Here is a 22,455-nt window from a genome sequence, read left to right on the forward strand (position 1 = left end):
TTTTATTTTTGTTCAAAAATACAATAACCACGTATTGATATATTTTTCTTTCTTATTTTTCACATTAGCTGTATCTATTTTGAACGTGAGGATATTTGCCAATAGATTAATATTATTGGCCAAAATAATATTATCAGTGAGGAAATGGGGTTTTAATATATATAGCATGAATATAATTTTTATATGAGTAACACAACTGAGGGCTAAAAATCGCTTCGGTTGTGATCAATATCACATAAATAGCCTTCATAAACCTTGCTCAATACCGCTCAACCGCAAAACTGACCGCTTACGTCCCTAATTTAACCACTCAGTTATTTACCTTACTTTACGCGCGCGTAACTCTGGCAACATCACTGCAGGATAGCGGTCAATTTACCTCCTCAAACGCAACGCAAACCTAGAACGGCTTCGGCCAACTATTAATCAATACATGCCAGGTTTTACTATGGATACTAAAAAGATATTCAAGCACATACCCTGGGTGATTCTTGGAATCATCGGTGCATTCTGCCTCGCGGTAGTTGCATTACGTCGGGGGGAGCACGTCAGCGCCCTATGGATCGTGGTCGCCTCTGTGTCGGTGTATCTGGTGGCTTATCGCTACTACAGCCTATACATCGCCCAGAAAGTGATGAAACTCGACCCCACGCGCGCGACGCCTGCGGTTATTAACAACGACGGTCTGAACTACGTTCCGACCAACCGTTACGTGTTGTTTGGTCACCACTTCGCCGCTATCGCCGGTGCCGGTCCGCTGGTTGGTCCGGTTCTCGCCGCGCAGATGGGCTACCTGCCAGGTACGCTGTGGCTGCTGGCGGGGGTGGTGCTGGCCGGTGCGGTTCAGGACTTTATGGTGCTGTTTATCTCCTCTCGCCGTAACGGCGCATCTCTCGGTGAGATGATTAAAGAAGAGATGGGGCCAGTACCGGGGACTATCGCGCTGTTTGGCTGTTTCTTAATCATGATCATCATCCTTGCCGTCCTGGCGCTGATTGTGGTTAAAGCCCTGGCCGAAAGTCCGTGGGGTGTCTTCACCGTTTGCTCAACCGTACCGATTGCGCTGTTTATGGGTATCTACATGCGCTTTATCCGTCCGGGGCGTGTGGGTGAAGTCTCTGTCATTGGTATCGTGCTGCTGGTTGCCTCTATCTACTTCGGTGGCGTGATTGCTCACGATCCGTACTGGGGTCCGGCACTGACCTTTAAAGACACCACCATTACCTTCGCGCTGATAGGCTATGCGTTTGTTTCCGCACTGCTGCCGGTGTGGCTGATCCTCGCACCGCGCGACTATCTGGCAACCTTCCTGAAAATTGGCGTTATCGTCGGCCTGGCGCTGGGTATCGTGGTACTGAACCCGGAACTGAAAATGCCTGCGATGACCCAGTACATTGACGGTACTGGCCCGCTGTGGAAAGGCGCTCTGTTCCCGTTCCTGTTCATCACCATCGCCTGTGGTGCGGTATCTGGCTTCCACGCACTGATCTCTTCCGGTACGACGCCGAAACTGCTGGCTAACGAAACCGACGCGCGTTTCATTGGCTACGGCGCAATGCTGATGGAGTCCTTCGTGGCGATTATGGCGCTGGTTGCTGCGTCCATCATCGAACCGGGTCTTTACTTCGCGATGAATACCCCGCCTGCGGGTCTCGGCATCACCATGCCTAACCTGCATGAAATGGGGGGCGAGAACGCGCCGATCATCATGGCGCAGCTGAAAGACGTTACCGCACACGCGGCAGCAACCGTCAGCTCCTGGGGCTTCGTGATTTCGCCAGAGCAGATCCTGCAAACCGCGAAAGACATTGGTGAACCTTCTGTCCTGAACCGTGCAGGTGGTGCGCCGACGCTGGCGGTAGGTATCGCTCACGTGTTCCACAAAGTGCTGCCGATGGCTGACATGGGCTTCTGGTATCACTTCGGTATTCTGTTCGAAGCACTGTTCATCCTGACCGCGCTGGATGCCGGTACGCGTTCTGGCCGCTTTATGCTGCAAGACCTGATGGGTAACTTCATCCCGTTCCTGAAAAAAACCGACTCTCTGGTTGCCGGTATCATCGGTACAGCGGGCTGTGTGGGTCTGTGGGGCTACCTGCTGTATCAGGGCGTGGTCGATCCGCTGGGCGGCGTTAAGAGCCTGTGGCCGCTGTTCGGTATCTCCAACCAGATGCTGGCAGCCGTGGCGCTGGTACTGGGCACCGTTGTGCTGATTAAGATGAAGCGCACCCAATACATCTGGGTAACTGTTGTTCCGGCGGTATGGCTGCTTATCTGCACCACCTGGGCGCTGGGCCTGAAACTGTTCAGCACCAACCCGCAGATGGAAGGCTTCTTCTACATGGCAAGCCAGTACAAAGAGAAGATTGCTAACGGTACTGACCTGACGGCGCAGCAGATTGCCAACATGAACCACATCGTTGTGAACAACTACACCAACGCGGGTCTGAGTATTCTGTTCCTGATTGTGGTGTACAGCATCATCTTCTACGGTTTCAAAACCTGGCTGAAGGTGCGTAACAGCGACAAACGTACTGACAAAGAAACGCCGTACGTTCCAATCCCGGAAGGCGGCGTGAAGATCTCTTCGCACCACTAACCGTGTTTAGCCCCGCTTCGGCGGGGCTCAGGCTGATGACAAAGCCAGGCAAGCGCACGGATTGTCCCCTCGCCCCTTCGGGGAGAGGGTTAGGGTGAGGGGAACAGGCCAGCGTCGGTGTATATAAAGACTCTACCCTGGCCCTCTCGCCTTCCAGGGAAAGGGAGATAACAGTGACCGTATTGACCTGTAAGCGAGTTTGTCAGCAATCTCAGCCCCGCTTCGGCGGGGCTTTGTTCTTATCAGAGTGAACTATGTTTGGTAACTTAGGACAGGCAAAAAAATATCTCGGCCAGGCGGCGAAGATGTTGATTGGCATTCCAGACTACGACAACTACGTCGAGCATATGAAGACCAACCATCCCGACAAGCCGTACATGAGCTATGAAGAATTCTTCCGCGAACGCCAGAACGCACGCTACGGCGGCGATGGTAAAGGCGGTATGCGCTGTTGTTAATGGAGAGAGCATGAACCCGATTGCAGTTACCCTACTCACCGGTTTTTTAGGCGCGGGCAAAACCACCCTGCTGCGCCATATTCTTAACGAACAACACGGCTACAAGATTGCCGTGATTGAAAACGAATTCGGCGAAGTCTCCGTTGACGATCAATTAATTGGCGACCGCGCCACGCAGATCAAAACGCTGACCAACGGCTGCATCTGCTGTTCGCGCTCCAACGAGCTGGAAGACGCGCTACTCGACCTGCTGGATAATCTCGACAAGGGCAATATTCAGTTCGACCGTCTGGTGATTGAATGCACCGGCATGGCCGATCCCGGCCCGATTATTCAGACCTTTTTCTCCCATGAGATTTTATGCCAGCGTTACCTGCTGGACGGCGTGATTGCGCTGGTGGATGCGGTACATGCCGATGAGCAGATGAACCAGTTCACCATCGCCCAGTCACAGGTTGGCTACGCTGACCGTATTCTGCTGACCAAAACCGACGTCGCTGGCGAAGCAGAAAAACTGCGTGAACGTCTGGCGCGCATCAACGCCCGCGCACCGGTCTACACCGTCACCCACGGCGACATCGACCTGGGCCTGCTGTTCAACACCAACGGTTTTATGCTGGAAGAGAACGTCGTCAGCACCAAGCCACGTTTTCACTTTATCGCGGATAAACAAAACGATATTTCGTCGATTGTGGTGGAACTGGATTACCCGGTAGATATCAGCGAAGTTTCCCGGGTGATGGAAAACCTGCTGCTGGAGTCGGCGGATAAACTGCTGCGTTACAAAGGGATGCTATGGATTGACGGCGAACCTAACCGCCTGCTGTTCCAGGGCGTCCAGCGCCTCTACAGCGCCGACTGGGACCGCCCGTGGGGCGATGAAAAACCGCATAGCACGATGGTGTTTATCGGGATTCAGCTGCCGGAGGATGAGATTCGGGCAGCGTTTGCGGGGTTGAGGAAGTCTGCGTGAAAGGTTGAGTGTAAAGCAGTTCAATGCCCCATTTAGCAGTGAGGGGGAAGCAGAACGACGAGCTCCCCTCCGCTAAGTTTTATTGCGCGTGAATACCTGGATTTGGCAAAAAATTGCCGCGTTTGGCGTCAGCCCATGCATCGCTACCAGACGCAGGAATATCGCTGTAATCAATATAATCGTCGGATTTATTAACCAAAGCCTTGAGTTCAGCTTCTTGCTGCACATCAAGTGTGTAGAGTGTGCCCCGTTTATGTTTAACCATGCTCATTTATGTCCAGAACCTTTACGATTTAATTATAAAGATAACTTATTTCAACCATCCTGGCACGTTATATTCTGAGACATTCTCAATGGAATATGCATCTCTCCTGTCAGAACCTTTCTTACATTTCAACTCATTGAACCCCCATTTACCCTCTCTATTGGAATAAAATACAGTATATTTATCGGTATTAAACCCGAAATACCTTTCATCCGGATGTGAAATATTCAACTGTCCACATTTAACCTGACTGCGCCATTCAAAATCTATAGTACTTTTTAAAACGTAGTACGAAATACTCTCTACGTTTTTTGAAGCAAAAACCACTAAAATAGTAGATGCTATAAATGCTCCGGCAAGTATAAACAACCTGTACACACTTAATTTAGCCCACAGAGTTAAAAAAGTAAAATAGATAATAAGTTGCATTAACATGAAGAAAAGAAACAAAAAAGCCATCCCTTTCCAGAAATACTCAACCCATGGTGATAGTGTGATATTTAGATTACTCAAACTTAAAAATAAACTGGAAGAAAAACTACTTGAGAATAAATATATAATTGGTATGACAGCTAAAGTCATAGACCTAATAATCATTAATTTTTTATTATTTTTAAATTCCAACTCTAATATAATAAAAACACCTCCCAGAAAAACAAATACTGAAAAAGCACTAAAAACGTATACAGAGACACTGACTGGAAAAATATTAATTGAAAGCACAAAAAACAAAAATATAAACCATGCAATAAGTGAACACCAGGCAGCACAACTATTCAAACTGTTTTTATTACTGAACTTGACAAAATACCCCATATATTCTGTAATGCGATTTTCTTCCACTAATGCATAAAGAAGAATACCAACAAAGCACAGAGATAAAATAATATCTTTCCACAGATATTTATAAGGGAGAAGTATAAAACCAAGGAGTAGATAAATTAGCAGAATGACATCTAATGCCTTAGTACAAAAATATTGTTTCACTCCTTGCAAGAACCGAACATTCTCCATATGAATCCTTATCCTACTATTGATGAAACTCAAGAATACCTTTAAAACAGTGACTTAACGCTGATAATACTCTTTGAACAGATGAATTCATCTATTTTTCTGTGTAGAATTTGCGCATCGCATTTAGATGAGAACACCCCATGGCGGAACTGAACCTAAGTAACCTGACGGAAGCAGACATCATTACCAAATGCGTTATGCCAGCCATTCTCAATGCAGGCTGGGACAACACAACGCAAATCAGACAGGAGGTCAAACTCCGGGACGGTAAAGTCATCGTACGTGGTAAAGTTGCGGCACGCAGAACGGTAAAATCTGCTGACATCGTGCTGTACCACAAGCCAGGCATTCCCTTAGCCGTGATTGAAGCAAAAGCCAACAAACATGAAATTGGCAAAGGGATGCAACAGGGCATTGAATATGCGCGCCTGCTGGACGTTCCTTTTGTTTTTGCCACCAATGGTGATGGCTTTATCTTCCGCGATGCCACCGCAGCCGAAGGTGAATGCCTTGAAAAGCAAATAACGCTGGATGACTTCCCCTCCCCCGCTGAACTCTGGCAAAAATTCTGCCTCTGGAAAGGATACACACAAGCTCAGCTTCCGGTGATTACTCAGGACTATTACGACGATGGCAGCGGTAAATCGCCACGTTATTACCAGCTTCAGGCAATCAACAAAACCATAGAAGCCGTCTCCAACGGACAAAACCGCGTTCTGCTGGTAATGGCGACCGGAACAGGGAAAACCTATACCGCATTCCAGATCATCTGGCGCCTGTGGAAATCAAAAAATAAAAAACGCATTCTGTTCCTTGCCGATCGCAACATTCTGGTCGACCAAACCAAAAATAATGATTTCCAGCCATTTGGTACGGCAATGACCAAAGTCAGCGGACGCACCATTGATCCCGCTTATGAAATACACCTCGCGCTCTATCAGGCTATAACTGGCCCGGAGGAAAACCAAAAAGCGTTTAAACAAGTCGCACCAGATTTCTTCGATCTGATCGTGATCGACGAATGCCATCGCGGCAGCGCATCCGAAGATAGCGCCTGGCGAGAGATCCTTGATTATTTCAGTTCAGCCACCCAAATTGGCTTAACCGCCACGCCAAAAGAGACGCATGAAGTCTCCAGCACGGATTACTTCGGCGATCCGGTTTACGTCTACTCGCTAAAAGAAGGGATCGAAGACGGCTTCCTCGCCCCGTATAAAGTTGTCCGTGTTGATATTGATGTCGATCTGCAAGGCTGGCGCCCAACCAAAGGGCAAACTGACTTAAACGGCGAAGTGATCGACGATCGTATCTATAACCAGAAAGATTTCGATCGCACAATGGTAATCGACGAACGCACAGAACTGGTTGCCAGAACCATTACCGACTACCTCAAGCGCACCAACCCGATGGATAAAACCATCGTCTTCTGTAACGACATCGATCATGCAGAACGTATGCGCCGCGCCCTGGTTAATCTCAACCCGGAGCAGGTGAAAAAGAACGACAAATACGTCATGAAAATCACCGGCGATGATGAAATTGGCAAAGCTCAGTTGGATAACTTCATCAACCCGAAAAAACCGTACCCGGTTATCGCGACCACTTCAGAGCTGATGACCACCGGTGTGGATGCTAAAACCTGCAAACTGGTAGTACTGGATCAGAACATCCAGTCGATGACCAAATTCAAGCAGATTATCGGTCGTGGTACACGCATCGACGAACGTTACGGCAAACTCTGGTTTACCATCCTCGACTTTAAAAAAGCCACCGAACTGTTTGCCGATGAGCGTTTCGATGGCATTCCCGAAAAAGTCATGGATACCACACCAGAGGATATCGCCGATCCAGAATCTGATTTTGAAGAGAAACTCGAAGAAATCAGCGAACATGACGACGAACAGGTAACAGGCGTTGATGAACCGCCTGCGCCACCATACCAGGTTACCGATACCGATGATGTTGGCCCACTTCCGGAAGAAGACGAGAAGAAAATCCGCAAGTTTCACGTCAACGGTGTAGCGGTGGGTGTTATTGCGCAGCGTGTTCAGTATTACGATGCCGACGGTAAACTGGTTACCGAATCTTTTAAAGATTACACCCGCAAAACACTGCTCAAAGAATATGCCTCGCTGGATGACTTTACCCGCAAGTGGCAGGACGCCGATCGCAAAGAAGCGATCATTCACGAGCTGGAGCAACAGGGGATCATCTGGGAAGTACTGGCAGAAGAAGTCGGTAAAGATCTCGACCCGTTCGACATGCTTTGCCACGTAGTGTATGGTCAGCCGCCGTTAACCCGCAAAGAGCGCGCCGAGAACGTGCGCAAGCGGAACTACTTCACAAAATACTCTGAAGCAGCGCAAGCCGTGCTCGATAATCTGCTGGATAAATACGCCGATGCGGGCGTACAGGAGATCGAAAGTATTCAGGTGCTGAAACTTAAACCATTCGACAGCATGGGCACCTTACCGGAGATTATTAAAACCGGATTTGGCGACCGTAACGGGTATAATCAGGCGCTCAGCGAGCTGGAAAACGAAATCTACCAATTACCGCCCCGCTCTGCTTAACAACTCACTTTTGTGCCTTCTGCAACCAACATGTTGCAGAAGGCCTTGTTTTTCATGGAATACAACATGTCTATCAGTTCAGTAATCAAATCATTACAAGATATTATGCGCAAAGATGCCGGTGTGGACGGCGATGCGCAGCGTCTCGGTCAGCTCTCCTGGCTGCTGTTTTTGAAAATCTTCGATGCCCAGGAAGAGGCGCTGGAACTGGAGCAGGATAACTATCAATATCCGATCCCACAGCGTTATTTGTGGCGCAGTTGGGCCGCCAACGCGCAGGGCATTACCGGTGATTCCCTGCTGGAATTCGTTAATGATGATCTGTTTCCGGCGTTGAAAAACCTCACTGCGCCTATCGATAAAAACCCACGTGGCTACGTGGTGAAGCAGGCGTTCAGCGATGCCTATAACTATATGAAAAACGGTACGCTACTGCGCCAGGTGATCAACAAGCTGAACGAAATTGACTTTACCAGCGCCAGCGAACGCCATCTGTTTGGTGATATTTACGAACAGATCCTTAAAGATCTGCAATCTGCGGGCAATGCTGGCGAATTCTATACTCCACGCGCCGTCACTCGCTTTATGGTGGATCGCGTTGATCCGAAACTCGGCGAATCCATTATGGACCCGGCCTGCGGTACGGGCGGTTTTCTTGCCTGCGCATTTGATCATGTAAAGAACAAATACGTGAAGAGCGTCGCCGATCATCAGACGCTGCAACAACAGATCCACGGTGTTGAGAAAAAACAGCTTCCGCACCTGTTGGCGACCACCAATATGCTGCTGCACGGCATTGAAGTACCGGTACAAATTCGTCACGACAACACCCTGAATAAACCGCTTTCCTCCTGGGATGAGCAACTGGATGTGATTGTTACCAACCCGCCATTTGGTGGCACGGAAGAAGACGGTATTGAGAAGAACTTTCCGGCAGAGATGCAAACCCGCGAAACGGCGGATCTGTTCCTGCAACTGATTGTGGAAGTACTGGCGAAAAACGGTCGTGCGGCGGTGGTATTGCCGGATGGCACACTATTTGGCGAAGGCGTTAAAACCAAAATCAAAAAGCTACTTACCGAAGAGTGCAACCTACATACCATCGTGCGCTTACCGAATGGTGTGTTTAACCCCTATACCGGCATTAAAACCAACCTGTTGTTCTTTACCAAAGGCCAGCCAACCAAAGAGATTTGGTTCTATGAGCATCCGTATCCGGCGGGCGTGAAAAACTACAGCAAAACCAAGCCGATGAAGTTTGAAGAGTTTCAGGCGGAGATCGACTGGTGGGGTAACGAGGCCGATGGTTTTGCCACCCGCGTCGAGAATGAGCAGGCGTGGAAAGTCAGCATTGATGACGTGATTGCGCGCAACTTCAATCTGGATATTAAAAACCCACATCAGGCGGAAACCGTTAGCCATGATCCGGACGAACTGTTAGCGCAGTATGCAAAACAGCAGGCGGAGATCCAGACGCTGCGTAATCAACTGCGCGATATTCTCGGCGCTGCGCTGTCTGGCAAGGAGGTTAACTGATGAGTGTGGAAAAGCTGATCGTTGATCATATGGAAACCTGGACCTCGGCGTTGCAAACCCGTTCCACCGCCGGGCGCGGCAGTTCCGGTAAAATTGATTTGTATGGCATTAAGAAATTGCGTGAGCTGATTCTGGAACTGGCTGTGCGCGGTAAACTGGTGCCGCAGGATCCGAATGATGAACCCGCGTCGGAGCTGCTGAAGCGTATTGCGGCAGAAAAAGCAGAGCTGGTGAAGCAAGGCAAAATTAAAAAGCAAAAACCACTGCCGGAAATTAGCGAGGAAGAGAAGCCGTTTGAATTGCCGCAGGGATGGGAGTGGGTGCGGTTGGGGGATATTGCTGAAATTATCCGTGGCGTGACATATGGGAAATCTCAATCGTCGGAAATAAAGAAAGACGGAATGCTCCCCCTTCTTAGGGCGAATAATATCCAATCTGAAATTTTACTTGAGCCGATTGTCTATGTTGATGAAGAATTAGTTTCCCCTGAACAATACTTACGTATGGGGGATGTATTAATAGCTATGTCTAGTGGTTCGGAGTCACTTGTTGGAAAAGCCGCTCAATTTTTTGAGAATGGAAATTACACATTCGGTGCTTTCTGCGGTGTTGTCAGAACATACTCTAAAATAATCGATGAGTTCATCGGATTCTTTCTCAAAACACCATTGTACAGAAGGCAAACACAATCTTCAGGTAAAGGTATTGGAATTAAGAATTTAAACAAATCAAATTTGGAAATGCTATTAGTAGCTATGCCCTCCAAGAGAAACTGTGCTCAATTATTGGAAGAGGCTACTTTTTTATTATCTTTGTGCGACCAACTGGAACAACAATCCCTGACCAGTCTGGACGCACATCAGCAACTGGTTGAAACCCTGTTGGGAACGCTTACAGACAGTCAAAACGCCGAGGAACTGGCTGAAAACTGGGCGCGTATTAGCGAGCATTTCGACACACTTTTTACCACCGAAGCCAGCGTGGATACGTTAAAACAGACCATTCTGCAACTGGCCGTAATGGGTAAACTTGTGCCGCAGGATCCGAATGACGAACCAGCCTCTGAACTGCTCAAACGTATTGCGCAGGAAAAAGCTCAACTGGTGAAAGAAGGGAAAATAAAAAAACAAAAACCGTTGCCCCCGATTAGAGATGAGGAAAAACCGTTTGAACTACCGAAAGGGTGGGAGTGGTGTCGTTTAGGTGATTTAGCTCTAAAGTCCGAGGCAGGCTGGAGTCCACAATGTGAGAATGAACCAAGATCTGGAAATCAATGGGGCGTACTGAAAATTAGTGCTGTAACTTGGGGAGAATATCGACCACAAGAAAACAAAGCATTACCCGCACATTTATTACCAAGGCAAGAATATGAAGTTAAAGAAAATGATTTTTTAATTTCCAGAGCAAACACTTCAGAGCTAGTTGCTCGATCTGTTGTTGTACCTGAAAATCCACCAATAAATCTAATGCTTAGTGATAAGATCATTAGATTTGAATTTTCCTCATTTGCAAACCCTTATTATATTAACTTAGTTAATAATTCAGTGTTTTCGCGAAAATATTATAAGGACGTAGCGGGAGGAACAAGTTCATCTATGAAAAATGTATCCAGAAACCAAGTTTCAGAGTTAGTTATTGCATTGCCTTGCTATAAAGAGCAATTAAAAATCACTGAAACATTAAAACAATACATGAAAATATGTGAAGAGCTTAGTTCTCAAATCCAATCCGCCCAGCAAACCCAACTGCACCTTGCAGACGCACTCACTGACGCGGCGATAAACTAATTTCCTCGCACTCAAAAAACCAATAAAGCGGCTAAATGGCCGCTTTATTCACATCACCAAAAATTATATTTCACGTTAATTTTCATCTTATTTTCATTAATTTTTAGCTGGACTTCCCCAGTATTTACTGATGATATATCCAGGTATTTAGCGCGGTGCGGATGTGCGCCAACACACCCGCACCGCTAATCACAATCCCTATTTCTAAGGAATAGTAATCATGACTGACACGCATTCTATTGCACAACCGTTCGAAGCAGAAGTCTCCCCGGCAAATAACCGTCAATTAACCGTGAGTTATGCGAGCCGCTACCCGGATTACAACCGTATTCCCGCCATCACCCTGAAAGGTCAGTGGCTGGAAGCCGCCGGTTTTGCTACCGGCACGGCGGTAAATGTCAAAGTGATGGAAGGCTGTATTGTCCTCACCGCCCAACCACCCGCCGTCGAAGAGAGCGAACTGATGCAGTCGCTGCGCCAGGCGTGCAAGCTGTCGGCGCGTAAACAAAAGCAGGTGCAGGAGTTTATTGGGGTGATTGCGGGTAAACAGAAAGTTGCCTGATACATTGACCCGGTAGCACCAGTGCTACCGGGTATTATTCGCCGCGTTATACCAACGCGCTCTCCATCTGTTTTTCAAATGCCTGACGAATTAATCCCATAACGTAAGGAAGTTGTGCGAGGTCGCTAAAACCAATTTCTACATCGCCATTGCCCCAGCGCCCAACATTTGTCACATCTTTGGCAATACCTTTCGGATCGACCAGTTCATGAAACTGCATATTAAGCGACAATCGCAGTCGGCTTTTTTGCGGCACAACATCAACAAAATTCGTTTCCGCTTTAAACGCAATATACAGCTTTAAAACTTCCTGTGTGATCCCTGCGTCCAGGCGCATAACTTCATCGCGAAGATGATCGAATAACACCCGGCTATGCGAACCATCAGCAAGGAAAGGATAATCACTCAGGCTGTAACTGGTTTTGTTCTCCGGCTGACCCCGATAAACAGCTAATACCTCTTCAGGAAGAGAAGGCGCTTGCCAGACCTGAACCGCGAGATCGGCCAGACGATCGGCTCGGGCGCGAATGGCGGCTTCATCCCATTTTTCGCACTGTCCAAGACCGATATTCAAATAGAGCGGGCTATGCTTAAAGCCGTCTTCAATATCGCGTTTTTCCGCGAAAGGTCTGTCACTGTAGCGGGAGTTATAGCGCGTTAAAGTGAGATTCCCCAACGTATGCAACAATTCTTTATGAATACGCTGCCAGTCGCTTCCCAGCTCTTCGCGCCATTTAGCCGACAGGTTTTCGTTCTGCGGCATAATGTGCTCAATCGTAAACTCTTCCACGCGCTCTCTGCGTTTATCGTTTTCTAGTCGTCGTAACCAGTAGCTGCGACTGCGGAAGTTATAGAGATCGCGAACTTTTAATTCCCGTTTAAATTCATCATCGTTGGGGAAACGACGATACGAAGGCAGGTTCATAAAATGCACCTGAATGCTTTCCAGATAATTTTCTTTATTAATGATCTTATAAAAAGTGGCAAACGTCTTGTTCAAAGAATTCGTCGGAATTGCACACACTGCACGGCGGAAAACATAAGATTCAATTAAACGAATTATGCTCAGGAAATCTTCGTGAGACAAAACGCCATTTTTATAGTCATGATAAAGCGCCAGTAAGAAAGGATACGCCACATCGACCTTTAACTCGCGCAAATCCTGAAAAGCCGTGGCAAGCGATTTGTCACTTTCCTTACCCAATGCCATTGCACAGTAATACTCCGCGTAGATGTGTATATCTTCAACCAGCCGATCTACGCCTTTTTCAGCAACACTCTGGCTGCGGGCATGTAGTTTAAATGCCTCATAGACTTCATCTGTCCGAGGGATCTCCCCCGTTTTTACCGTCAGATAATGACGCATAAAACTGTCAAAATATTCGCTGTAACCTTGCTGACCAAAAGCGATTTCCATTGGACGCCAGTGATCTTCATACAACCGTGTTTGATGCTCTGGTTCGAGGCCCATCAGAATAAAATTGCGCACCAGATCGGCCTGACTTAACGCCTTACCGGTGGAGTTCATACTTTCAAAAATCAGTTGCGGATTATCCTGACCACGATTAAGCGCCACATCGACAATTAATAGCTTTGCTAACCCACGACATAAGGGGATCAAGTCATCACCGAGTTTGGTAATTTGCTCATCAAAGAAACTAAAATTTTCCATTATTCGATGGGAATAGTTTTCTGGCATTGGTCTTTGTTTTATTAACGCCAGCAAACTGTCTTTATCGGTCTCGGTCAGCAGTAATTTAAATCCTTTCTCACCAGACTCATAAGGGTTGAGTAAATAATAATTACGCAATTTCATTGCCGAAAAGCCATCAAAAACTTCTTCTTCGCCAAGATGGCGCGATAAAGCCTCAATCAGCAACATTGCGGTCGTCAGCCGCTGTTGACCATCAATGACCAGCAACGGAGAAATACCGGAAACCTGATACAACCCCTGCTCTATATAAACAACCGAACCGATAAAATGCGCTGATATATCATCACGCTTTCCGGCACGAATGATGTCGTCCCAAAGTTGCCGACATTGTTGCTCTGTCCATGAATAGGTGCGTTGATAAATGGGAATAACAAACTGCTGCGAACGTTTTAAAAAATCGAGTAAACGGGCTTCTGTTGCTTTCATTCTGACGTCTTTCCGTGAAGCGATGATTTCACAATAATAAACACTTCCTTGTGAAGGTTATAGAGAAATCCTGTTTATCCGCGACGAACAGCCCCTCACTCCACATCCTCCCTGCGTAACCCAATATCCCTCAACCGTTCATCACTCATCTGCTGTAACACCCGCCGGGTCTGTTTTTTCAGCCACCAGCTTCTCACTGCCTGCCAGAGTTGTACGAAGCCAGTAAACGGCGCTTTAGCTTTGTTTTCATGAAATTCCATCTGCTGCCTCCTCATCTTTCAGAGGCTTAATCATCCGCCTTCTGGCAGTTCACAATACAGATGCAAATATTACTTTTATTTAACATACAGGCAGGTTAAAACAGCATCTGCATCCGGTTTTTTAGCCTCATCTGTACCGGTTTTTCTCTCTGTATGCTCCAAATAAGGAATACAGCATGACGCGTTATCAACATCTGGCGACTCTGCTTGCCGAACGGATTGAGCAAGGGCTGTATCGTCACGGGGAGAAATTGCCGTCGGTGCGCAGCTTAAGTCAGGAGCACGGCGTCAGTATCAGCACCGTGCAGCAGGCGTATCAGACGCTGGAAACGATGAAGCTCATCACTCCGCAGCCGCGTTCGGGTTATTTTGTCGCGCAACATAAAGCCCAGCCACCAGTGCCGCCAATGACGCGTCCGGTGCAGCGCCCGGTAGAGATTACCCAGTGGGATCAGGTGCTGGATATGCTGAAAGCGCATAGCGATAGTTCTGTTATTCCGTTCAGTAAAAGCACGCCGGATGTCGAAGCGCCCAGCCTGAAACCGCTCTGGCGGGAGCTAAGCCGGGTGGTGCAGCATAATCTGCAAATCGTTCTCGGTTATGACTCATTAGCCGGTCAGCGGGTATTGCGCGAGCAGATTGCCCGTCTGATGCTCGACAGCGGCTCGGTGGTCACTGCCGATGACATCATTATCACCAGCGGCTGCCATAACTCGATGTCGCTGGCGTTAATGGCGGTGTGTAAACCGGGCGATATTGTCGCGGTCGAATCCCCGTGTTATTACGGTTCAATGCAGATGCTTCGCGGTATGGGCGTGAAAGTGATTGAAATCCCAACCGATCCAGAAACCGGTATCAGCGTTGAAGCTCTGGAACTGGCGCTGGAACAGTGGCCGATTAAAGGCATCATTCTGGTGCCAAACTGCAATAATCCGCTGGGATTTATTATGCCGGACGCCCGCAAACGAGCCGTTCTCTCTCTCGCTCAGCGTCATGATATTGTGATTTTTGAAGATGATGTCTACGGCGAACTGGCAACGGAGTATCCACGCCCGCGTACTATTCATTCATGGGATATCGATGGTCGGGTGCTGCTGTGCAGTTCGTTCAGTAAAAGCATTGCGCCAGGCCTGCGCGTGGGCTGGGTCGCGCCGGGGCGATATCACGATAAACTGCTGCATATGAAATACGCCACCAGCAGCTTTAATGTACCGTCCACGCAAATGGCGGCGGCGACGTTTGTGCAGGAAGGTCACTATCATCGCCATATCCGGCGGATGCGGCAGAATTATCAGCGCAATATGGCGCTTTATACCTGCTGGATACGGGAATATTTTCCCTGCGAAATCTGTATTACGCGCCCGAAAGGCGGATTTTTACTGTGGATAGAATTGCCTGAACAGGTCGATATGGTCTGCGTCGCGCGGCAATTGTGCCGCATGAAAATCCAGGTGGCGGCAGGCTCGATTTTCTCAGCTTCCGGTAAATACCGTAATTGCCTGCGCATCAACTGCGCTTTGCCGCTCAGCGAAACCTACCGCGAAGCACTGAAGCAAATTGGCGAGGCCGTGTATCGGGCAATGGAATAAATACGGCATCGTGACGACGCGCCTGAATTTCCTCTGACGAATAGCTTGTGGCTCGTTTTGTCTCTATAGCAACATCTCTACGTTCCAGCATGGCTTAGGCAAAAAGCGTTTTGTTCATGCCGGATGCAGCGCGAGCGCCTTATCCGGCATACAGAATATTGCAAATTCAATATATGGCATGGGCTATGTAAGCCTGATAAGCGTAGCGCATCAGGAAGTTTGGCGTTTGTCATCAGTCTCTGATTATTATTCGATCCCTGAATCGCGGTAACTGTCAGGCAAAGACTGACCTAATGCCTGTATTTGCTCTGATGAATGTCCGGTAATCTTTTGTATCCATTCAGGATCTGCACCATTTTGCAAAAATAATCGGAGAAGGCGCTGTTCCCCTTCTTCTTTACCTTCTTCTTTGCCTTCGATCCTCCCTTCTTCCCTTCCCAACAGCCATCCCGCATTATGAATTCGCTCTGCAATCGTCATGATTCGCTCCCTGTGTTGTGGCATTCGCCTGGTAAGTTCGCTGATAAACTCCTTAAAACTCGCTTCATCACCAGCCAGTAAAATGTAATTTAACAGCGCGGTTATCTGGCTGTCATTAGCGCACTCTGTAACCAGTAATGCTACCAGTTGATCAATCAGCCCCATCATATTGCGCTGGCGAATATGCTTTTGGATCAACTCCAGCAGGGCGACTCTGCGATGCTGAACAATCTCGTCGTCCGGCACCACAGTGATATCCACCAGCGGGAACGCAGCGGTATAAAGTTTCCGAGCGGTAATCGGGTCGGCAAATTCGTCCAGCCAGCACAAAGACCAGGGGTAAGGACTACGACTGCCGTGATAAAACAGCATCGGAATGACCAGCGGTAGTGGTCGGCGTTTATCATGCTCTATATGACGCTGCATCACCGCCATGGAATATCGCATCAGGCGAAAGGCCATATGAATATCCTCGCGGCTCTGATGTTCAATCACCACATAGATATAACCATCGCCTTCGCGGGTCTTTACCGACCATAAAATATCGGAGTGCAGCGCCCGCAATTTTTCATCGACAAAGCTGGCTGATTCCAGTTTTAAGGTGTCGAGATCGCACAGTTCACGTAAACCTTTTGGTAAGTGGATCTTCATAAAATCCCGCGCGGTGTCAGGATGCGTGAGGAAGGATTTAAATAATGCGTCATGCGGCGTACTGGTGGTGAAGTTTGTCATGGCGATCCGTCACCTGTTGAAGAGATAGTCCGACTTTAGCGATTCCTAATTCCGCTCACACCCGGCAATATCTCATTCCCCGAGGCGCTTTCCAGGCTATTTTTGTTCTCCTGCAAGCGATACATTTTTCTGGAAGGCATCTCGATTTTTGCGTGAACCTGCCGTCAGGCTCTATTCTTACGATATGAATAAAATCATTGAACTCCGACGCGCCAAAATGCTGGCGCTCTCTTTACTGCTCGTTGCTGCCGCGACTTTTATCGTTACGCTGTTTTTGCCCCGCAATTTTTGGGTGAGCGGCGTGAAGGCGATTGCGGAGGCGGCAATGGTCGGCGCTCTGGCTGACTGGTTTGCGGTGGTGGCGCTGTTTCGCCGCGTGCCGATTCCGATTATTTCTCGCCATACGGCGATTATCCCGCGTAATAAAGACCGGATTGGCGAAAATCTCGGTCAGTTCGTACAGGAAAAATTTCTCGATACCCAATCCCTGGTGGCGTTAATTCGTCGTCATGAACCGGCGTTGTTAATCGGTAACTGGTTTAGTCAGCCAGAAAACGCCCGCCGCGTTGGGCAGCATCTTTTGCAGATCATGAGTGGTTTTCTCGAACTTACCGATGATGCACGTATTCAGCGTCTGCTTAAGCGCGCGGTGCATCGGGCGATTGATAAAGTGGATCTTTCCGGCACCAGTGCGTTAATGCTGGAAAGCATGACCAAAAACGATCGTCATCAGGTGCTGCTGGATACTCTGATCGCACAACTGATCGCCCTGCTCCAGCGCGATAAATCACGCAAATTTATCGCCCAACAGATCGTCCGCTGGCTGGAGAGCGAGCATCCGCTGAAAGCGAAAATTTTGCCGACTGAATGGCTGGGTGAACACAGTGCGGAGCTGGTTTCTGATGCGGTAAACTCTTTGCTTGATGATATCAGCCGCGATCGCGCGCATCAGATCCGCCATGCGTTTGATCGCGCTACCTTTGCGCTGATCGATAAGCTGAAAAACGATCCGGAAATGGCGGCGCGCGCCGACAATATCAAAGCGTATCTGAAAGAAGATGAAGCGTTTAACCGCTATCTCGGTGAATTGTGGGGGGATTTGCGGGAATGGTTGAAGGCCGATATCAATAGCGAAGATTCTCGCGTGAAGGAACGTATCGCGCGGGCGGGTCAATGGTTTGGCGAGACGTTAATTGCCGATGATGCCTTGCGGGCGTCGTTAAATGGTCATCTCGAACAGGCTGCACACCGCGTCGCACCAGAGTTTTCGGCATTCCTGACACGCCACATTACTGACACGGTGAAAAGCTGGGATGCGCGGGATATGTCGCGGCAAATCGAGTTAAATATCGGCAAAGATCTCCAGTTTATCCGCGTCAACGGTACGCTGGTTGGTGGTTGTATTGGATTGATACTGTATCTTTTATCGCAAATCCCGACTTTGTTACCCCTCGGCAATTTTTAACCGCGAGAGAGAACAAATAAAGCAAACTCAAATCATGGTAATAATGCGGCCTTTTTCATTGTCTCCCGTGTACGGGGAAGGAAAATCATTCCATTTGTCGCCATTTTCGAGCAGTTCTCCGAAATGCGGCATTCCGCTGGTCGGCACTTACTGCACGTTTATGCCGCAGAAGATGCTAACGGCCTGCGATGCGGTTGCTCCACCTCAACTGAAACTCTCGAAGAAGCAGAGAAAGAGCCTGCGCAATCTTTGTCATTGCGCAACGAGCTGAATGCGATATCTGCCTGCATTCGTCAGTAACAGGAAGAAAGACAGCGACAGGAAATGCATTGCGCATTACGCTCTGGCTCCGCGTTAAGGATTCATTAAGATCACTACGTATACTTATCGATATCTTATTGATTTTGTTGGATGGATATGCCATGACAAAAAGGTTTTCGTTAAGTAAACGTATCAGCATTATTATTCTTTTTGCCATTGTGGCAGTGTGTGCTTTCTTCGTGCAATCTTGCGCTCGCAAAAGCAGTTATCCCGCAGGGTTTCAAAATTACCACGTGACTATTGATGGCAAAGAGATTGCAGGTGTAACGAATAATATCTCCTCACTGACCTGGTCTGCGCAGAGTAATACCCTGTTTAGCACTATCAATAAACCTGCGGCGATTGTTGAAATGACCACGAATGGGGATTTAGTCCGCACCATTCCTCTGGATTTTGTGAAAGATCTCGAGACTATCGAATATATTGGTGATAATAAATTCGTCATCAGTGATGAACGCGATTATGCCATTTATGTGATTTCACTTAATGAAAAGTCAGAAGTAAAAATCCTCAAAAAAATAAAAATTCCGTTACAGGAAACGCCAACCAATAGTGGTTTTGAAGGGCTGGCTTATTCTCGCCAGGATCACACCTTCTGGTTTTTTAAAGAGAAAGATCCTATCGAAGTCTACAAAGTTACCGGGTTATTACGCAGCGATGAGCTACATATTAGCAAAGACCAGACATTACAAAACCAGTTTACTTTAGATGATGTGTCTGGCGCAGAATTTAACCCTCAAAAAAATACGTTGCTGGTACTGTCTCATGAGTCACGCGTACTGCAGGAAGTGACCGCCACTGGGGAAGTGATCGGTGAGATGTCACTTACCAAAGGCAGTCGGGGTTTGTCACATAACATCAAACAGGCTGAAGGGATTGCGATGGATGCCTCTGGCAATATTTATATCGTTGGCGAACCGAATCGTTTTTATCGCTTTACCCCTACATCATCACATTAACAGACTGGCATGTTTCACCTTTTTGTTATTAACTTGTTAACAACAAAAAGACAAGCAAGGTAAAACATGTCCCCGTCATCGCATCCCGTAGAACGCTTTTCCTTCAGCACCGCGCTTTTCGGGATGCTGGTTCTGACCTTAGGTATGGGGTTAGGTCGCTTTCTTTATACGCCGATGCTGCCAGTTATGCTGGCGGAGGGGCACTTTTCATTTAACGAACTATCGTGGATTGCCAGCGGCAACTACGCTGGGTATCTGGCTGGAAGCCTGTTGTTTTCATTCGGCGCATTTCATTTACCCTCACGTCTGCGCCCGTTTTTATTGGCTTGCGCCCTGGCAACCGGCTTGTTGATCCTCGCGATGGCGTGGTTGCCGTCGTTTATTCTGGTGTTGTTGGTTCGCTTTCTGGCGGGTATCGCCAGCGCCGGGATGTTGATTTTCGGCTCGACGCTCATCATGCAACATACCCGCCATCCTTTTGTACTTGCGGCACTGTTTTCTGGCGTTGGTGTTGGCATCGCACTAGGCAATGAATATGTGCTGGCTGGGCTGCATTTTGCCCTCTCCTCGCAAACGCTATGGCAAGGTGCCGGGGCGCTTTCTGGCATGATATTGATTGTACTGGCGCTTTTGATCCCCTCGAAAAAAAACACCATCACGCCTGCGCCGTTAGCAAAAACCAATCAACAACCTATGAGCTGGTGGTTGCTGGCTATTCTGTACGGTCTGGCGGGTTTTGGTTATATCATCGTTGCCACTTATCTGCCGCTCATGGCGAAAGACGCCGGCCTGCCGTTACTGACCGCCCATCTCTGGACGCTGGTCGGCTTGTCGATTGTGCCAGGCTGCTTTGGCTGGTTGTGGGCAGCAAAACATTGGGGGGCGTTACCCTGCCTGACGGTGAATTTGCTGGTACAGGCTATCTGCGTACTGTTAACCCTCGCCAGCAGTTCTCCTTTATTACTCATCATCAGCAGTATTGGCTTTGGCGGCACCTTTATGGGCACGACCTCGCTGGTGATGACCATCGCCCGCCAGCTTAGTGTGCCGGGAAATCTCAACCTGTTAGGCTTTGTGACGCTTATTTATGGCATTGGGCAAATTCTCGGCCCGGCACTGACCAGTATGCTCGGCAACGGAACGTCGGCGCTCGCCAACTCCACGCTTTGTGGCGCAGCGGCGCTGTTTATTGCCGCGCTCATCAGCACAGTGCAATTATTTAAGCTGCAAACGGCGACTTCATAAGGGGGGATTTTTCTCCCCGCCATACCAGAGAAGAGCGCCCTGGTATTTTCCTTTGGGGCATTTCCCTTGCCAGTCAAGAAACTCAACCGCAACAGTTGCTGTCAGCCTGACCATTAACACCGTTTTACTGCCCGCAATGTATTTAATGGCCAGCACGGTGCAAAATGTCGGTCGCAGCCTGGAGACAGCCGAAGTGAATGCTAAATACCATCTGCATATCATTACGGTCTGCGTGATTAACGCTTTTCTGTCGATCTGGGTTATGCAGTTTATTGTTTAACAAGGAGTTTACATGATTGATTATTCCGCAGCCGGTTTCATCCTGCTGCAGGGAGCGCATTTGTATGCGCCGGAAGATCGGGGAGTTTGCGATGTCCTCGTCGCTAACGGCAAGATTATCGCCGTTGCCAGCAATATCCCTTCTGACATCGTACCGGACTGCATGGTTGTCGATCTCAGTGGGCAGATCCTCTGCCCTGGCTTTATTGATCAACACGTTCATTTGATTGGCGGCGGCGGCGAAGCTGGTCCCACGACACGCACGCCGGAAGTGGCGTTAAGCCGCCTGACGGAAGCGGGCGTCACATCGGTGGTTGGCCTGCTTGGCACCGACTCTATCTCTCGCCACCCGGAATCCCTCCTTGCCAAGACCCGTGCGCTCAATGAAGAAGGTATCAGCGCCTGGATGCTGACCGGTGCGTATCATGTACCTTCCCGCACCATTACGGGTTCCGTGGAAAAAGATGTGGCGATTATCGATCGGGTGATTGGTGTGAAATGTGCCATTTCTGATCACCGCTCTGCCGCACCGGATGTTTATCATCTGGCTAATATGGCGGCAGAATCCCGCGTTGGTGGCTTGCTCGGCGGTAAACCTGGCGTCACCGTGTTCCACATGGGCGACAGCAAAAAGGCGTTACAGCCAATCTATGACCTCCTGGAAAACTGCGATGTGCCAATCAGCAAGTTACTGCCGACGCACGTTAACCGCAACGTTCCTTTGTTTGAACAGGCGCTGGAGTTCGCCCTGAAAGGCGGCACCATCGACATCACCAGCAGCATTGACGAGCCGGTCGCCCCTGCAGAAGGGATTGCCCGCGCCGTTCAGGCGGGTATTCCGCTGGCTCGCATCACCCTCAGCTCCGACGGCAACGGTAGCCAGCCGTTCTTTGACGACGAGGGGAATTTAACGCATATCGGCGTTGCCGGTTTTGAGACTTTGCTGGAAACCGTACAGGTGCTGGTCAAAGACTTCGGTTTCAGTATCAGCGATGCCGTGCGTCCACTCACCAGCAGCGTCGCCGGTTTCCTCAACCTGACAGGGAAAGGTGAAATTCTGCCCGGCAATGACGCGGATTTGCTGGTTATGACACCGGAACTGCGCATTGAGCAGGTGTACGCTCACGGCAAACTGATGGTCAAAGACGGCAAGGCGTGTGTGAAAGGAACGTTTGAAACTGCATAAGCGGTTGTCTGCCGCCCGAATGGACGTAGAAG

Annotated in this window: 17 protein-coding genes and 3 pseudogenes; 14 read left to right on the forward strand and 6 right to left on the reverse strand. The window is 48.7% G+C overall.

The window, feature by feature from the left end:
• The first annotated feature begins 448 nt into the window (after window positions 1–448).
• The 3 genes from btsT (at window position 449) to yjiA (ending at window position 4,030) form a co-directional block, all read left to right on the forward strand.
• Window positions 449–2,599, forward strand: a complete 2,151-nt coding sequence (gene btsT, locus A7Z06_RS05170) for a pyruvate/proton symporter BtsT (RefSeq protein WP_105279358.1) — start codon at window positions 449–451, stop codon at window positions 2,597–2,599.
• Window positions 2,600–2,853: 254 nt separating this feature from the next.
• Complete coding sequence (locus A7Z06_RS05175; RefSeq protein WP_000467859.1) at window positions 2,854–3,057, forward strand: YbdD/YjiX family protein; 204 nt, start codon at window positions 2,854–2,856, stop codon at window positions 3,055–3,057.
• A gap of 10 nt (window positions 3,058–3,067) precedes the next feature.
• A complete protein-coding gene (yjiA, locus tag A7Z06_RS05180; RefSeq protein WP_001068090.1) occupies window positions 3,068–4,030 on the forward strand; it encodes a GTPase in 963 nt (320 codons plus the stop codon).
• Between the two features lie 79 nt (window positions 4,031–4,109).
• Here the strand turns inward: yjiA and A7Z06_RS05185 are convergent, their stop codons facing one another.
• On the reverse strand, window positions 4,110–4,301 hold the full coding sequence (locus A7Z06_RS05185; protein ID WP_010346640.1) for a hypothetical protein: 192 nt from the start codon (window positions 4,299–4,301) through the stop codon (window positions 4,110–4,112).
• A gap of 39 nt (window positions 4,302–4,340) precedes the next feature.
• Entirely contained in the window at window positions 4,341–5,309 is a 969-nt protein-coding gene (locus A7Z06_RS05190) for a hypothetical protein (protein ID WP_000432645.1), read from the reverse strand.
• Window positions 5,310–5,449: 140 nt separating this feature from the next.
• On the opposite strand from A7Z06_RS05190, the gene hsdR reads away from it, so the two are divergent.
• The 4 genes from hsdR to symE all read left to right on the forward strand — a co-directional run bounded on the left by hsdR (window position 5,450) and on the right by symE (window position 11,767).
• Window positions 5,450–7,882: an EcoAI/FtnUII family type I restriction enzme subunit R gene (hsdR, locus tag A7Z06_RS05195; protein WP_000819027.1), complete on the forward strand. Its 2,433-nt coding sequence runs from the start codon at window positions 5,450–5,452 to the stop codon at window positions 7,880–7,882.
• A 66-nt stretch (window positions 7,883–7,948) separates the two neighbouring features.
• Window positions 7,949–9,418: a type I restriction-modification system subunit M gene (locus tag A7Z06_RS05200; RefSeq protein WP_010346641.1), complete on the forward strand. Its 1,470-nt coding sequence runs from the start codon at window positions 7,949–7,951 to the stop codon at window positions 9,416–9,418.
• Complete coding sequence (locus tag A7Z06_RS05205; RefSeq protein ID WP_000110088.1) at window positions 9,418–11,205, forward strand: restriction endonuclease subunit S; 1,788 nt, start codon at window positions 9,418–9,420, stop codon at window positions 11,203–11,205. The genes A7Z06_RS05200 and A7Z06_RS05205 overlap by 1 nt, the downstream gene beginning before the upstream one ends.
• A 220-nt stretch (window positions 11,206–11,425) precedes the next feature.
• Complete coding sequence (gene symE, locus A7Z06_RS05210) at window positions 11,426–11,767, forward strand: endoribonuclease SymE (RefSeq protein ID WP_000132608.1); 342 nt, start codon at window positions 11,426–11,428, stop codon at window positions 11,765–11,767.
• Window positions 11,768–11,813: 46 nt separating this feature from the next.
• Here the strand turns inward: symE and A7Z06_RS21960 are convergent, their stop codons facing one another.
• The 3 genes and pseudogenes from A7Z06_RS21960 to A7Z06_RS22375 form a co-directional block, all read right to left on the reverse strand.
• Complete coding sequence (locus A7Z06_RS21960; protein WP_236582708.1) at window positions 11,814–12,977, reverse strand: GmrSD restriction endonuclease domain-containing protein; 1,164 nt, start codon at window positions 12,975–12,977, stop codon at window positions 11,814–11,816.
• Window positions 12,978–13,253: 276 nt separating this feature from the next.
• Window positions 13,254–13,907 (reverse strand): annotated as a pseudogene (locus tag A7Z06_RS21965) (DUF262 domain-containing protein); the annotation flags it as partial.
• 95 nt (window positions 13,908–14,002) lie between these two features.
• Window positions 14,003–14,167 (reverse strand): DUF1127 domain-containing protein, encoded by a 165-nt coding sequence (locus A7Z06_RS22375; RefSeq protein ID WP_000394265.1) that lies wholly within the window; start codon window positions 14,165–14,167, stop codon window positions 14,003–14,005.
• Between the two features lie 176 nt (window positions 14,168–14,343).
• Between A7Z06_RS22375 and A7Z06_RS05225 the strand changes: the two genes are divergently transcribed.
• Window positions 14,344–15,756 carry an aminotransferase-like domain-containing protein gene (locus A7Z06_RS05225; RefSeq protein WP_000199290.1) on the forward strand — a complete coding sequence of 471 codons (1,413 nt, stop codon included), beginning with the start codon at window positions 14,344–14,346 and terminating at the stop codon, window positions 15,754–15,756.
• A gap of 246 nt (window positions 15,757–16,002) precedes the next feature.
• Here A7Z06_RS05225 and A7Z06_RS05230 read toward each other — a convergent pair whose 3' ends face one another.
• Window positions 16,003–16,968, reverse strand: coding sequence for an Rpn family recombination-promoting nuclease/putative transposase (locus A7Z06_RS05230; RefSeq protein WP_000181190.1), 966 nt, complete (start codon window positions 16,966–16,968; stop codon window positions 16,003–16,005).
• Between the two features lie 184 nt (window positions 16,969–17,152).
• On the opposite strand from A7Z06_RS05230, the gene A7Z06_RS05235 reads away from it, so the two are divergent.
• The 6 genes and pseudogenes from A7Z06_RS05235 to iadA all read left to right on the forward strand — a co-directional run bounded on the left by A7Z06_RS05235 (window position 17,153) and on the right by iadA (window position 22,423).
• Window positions 17,153–18,433 (forward strand): DUF445 domain-containing protein, encoded by a 1,281-nt coding sequence (locus tag A7Z06_RS05235; protein ID WP_010346645.1) that lies wholly within the window; start codon window positions 17,153–17,155, stop codon window positions 18,431–18,433.
• Window positions 18,434–18,560: 127 nt separating this feature from the next.
• Window positions 18,561–18,685 (forward strand): annotated as a pseudogene (locus tag A7Z06_RS21855) (double-cubane-cluster-containing anaerobic reductase); the annotation flags it as partial.
• 170 nt (window positions 18,686–18,855) lie between these two features.
• On the forward strand, window positions 18,856–19,713 hold the full coding sequence (locus tag A7Z06_RS05240; RefSeq protein ID WP_105279359.1) for an SdiA-regulated domain-containing protein: 858 nt from the start codon (window positions 18,856–18,858) through the stop codon (window positions 19,711–19,713).
• A gap of 66 nt (window positions 19,714–19,779) precedes the next feature.
• Window positions 19,780–20,958 (forward strand): MFS transporter, encoded by a 1,179-nt coding sequence (locus tag A7Z06_RS05245; RefSeq protein ID WP_000075228.1) that lies wholly within the window; start codon window positions 19,780–19,782, stop codon window positions 20,956–20,958.
• 118 nt (window positions 20,959–21,076) lie between these two features.
• Window positions 21,077–21,238, forward strand: a pseudogene (locus A7Z06_RS21975) (hypothetical protein); the annotation flags it as partial.
• A gap of 12 nt (window positions 21,239–21,250) precedes the next feature.
• Window positions 21,251–22,423: a beta-aspartyl-peptidase gene (iadA, locus tag A7Z06_RS05255; protein ID WP_000568388.1), complete on the forward strand. Its 1,173-nt coding sequence runs from the start codon at window positions 21,251–21,253 to the stop codon at window positions 22,421–22,423.
• The last annotated feature ends 32 nt before the right edge of the window (window positions 22,424–22,455 follow it).

This window comes from Escherichia sp. MOD1-EC6819, assembly GCF_002965765.1.
Taxonomy (GTDB): Bacteria; Pseudomonadota; Gammaproteobacteria; order Enterobacterales; family Enterobacteriaceae; genus Escherichia; species Escherichia ruysiae.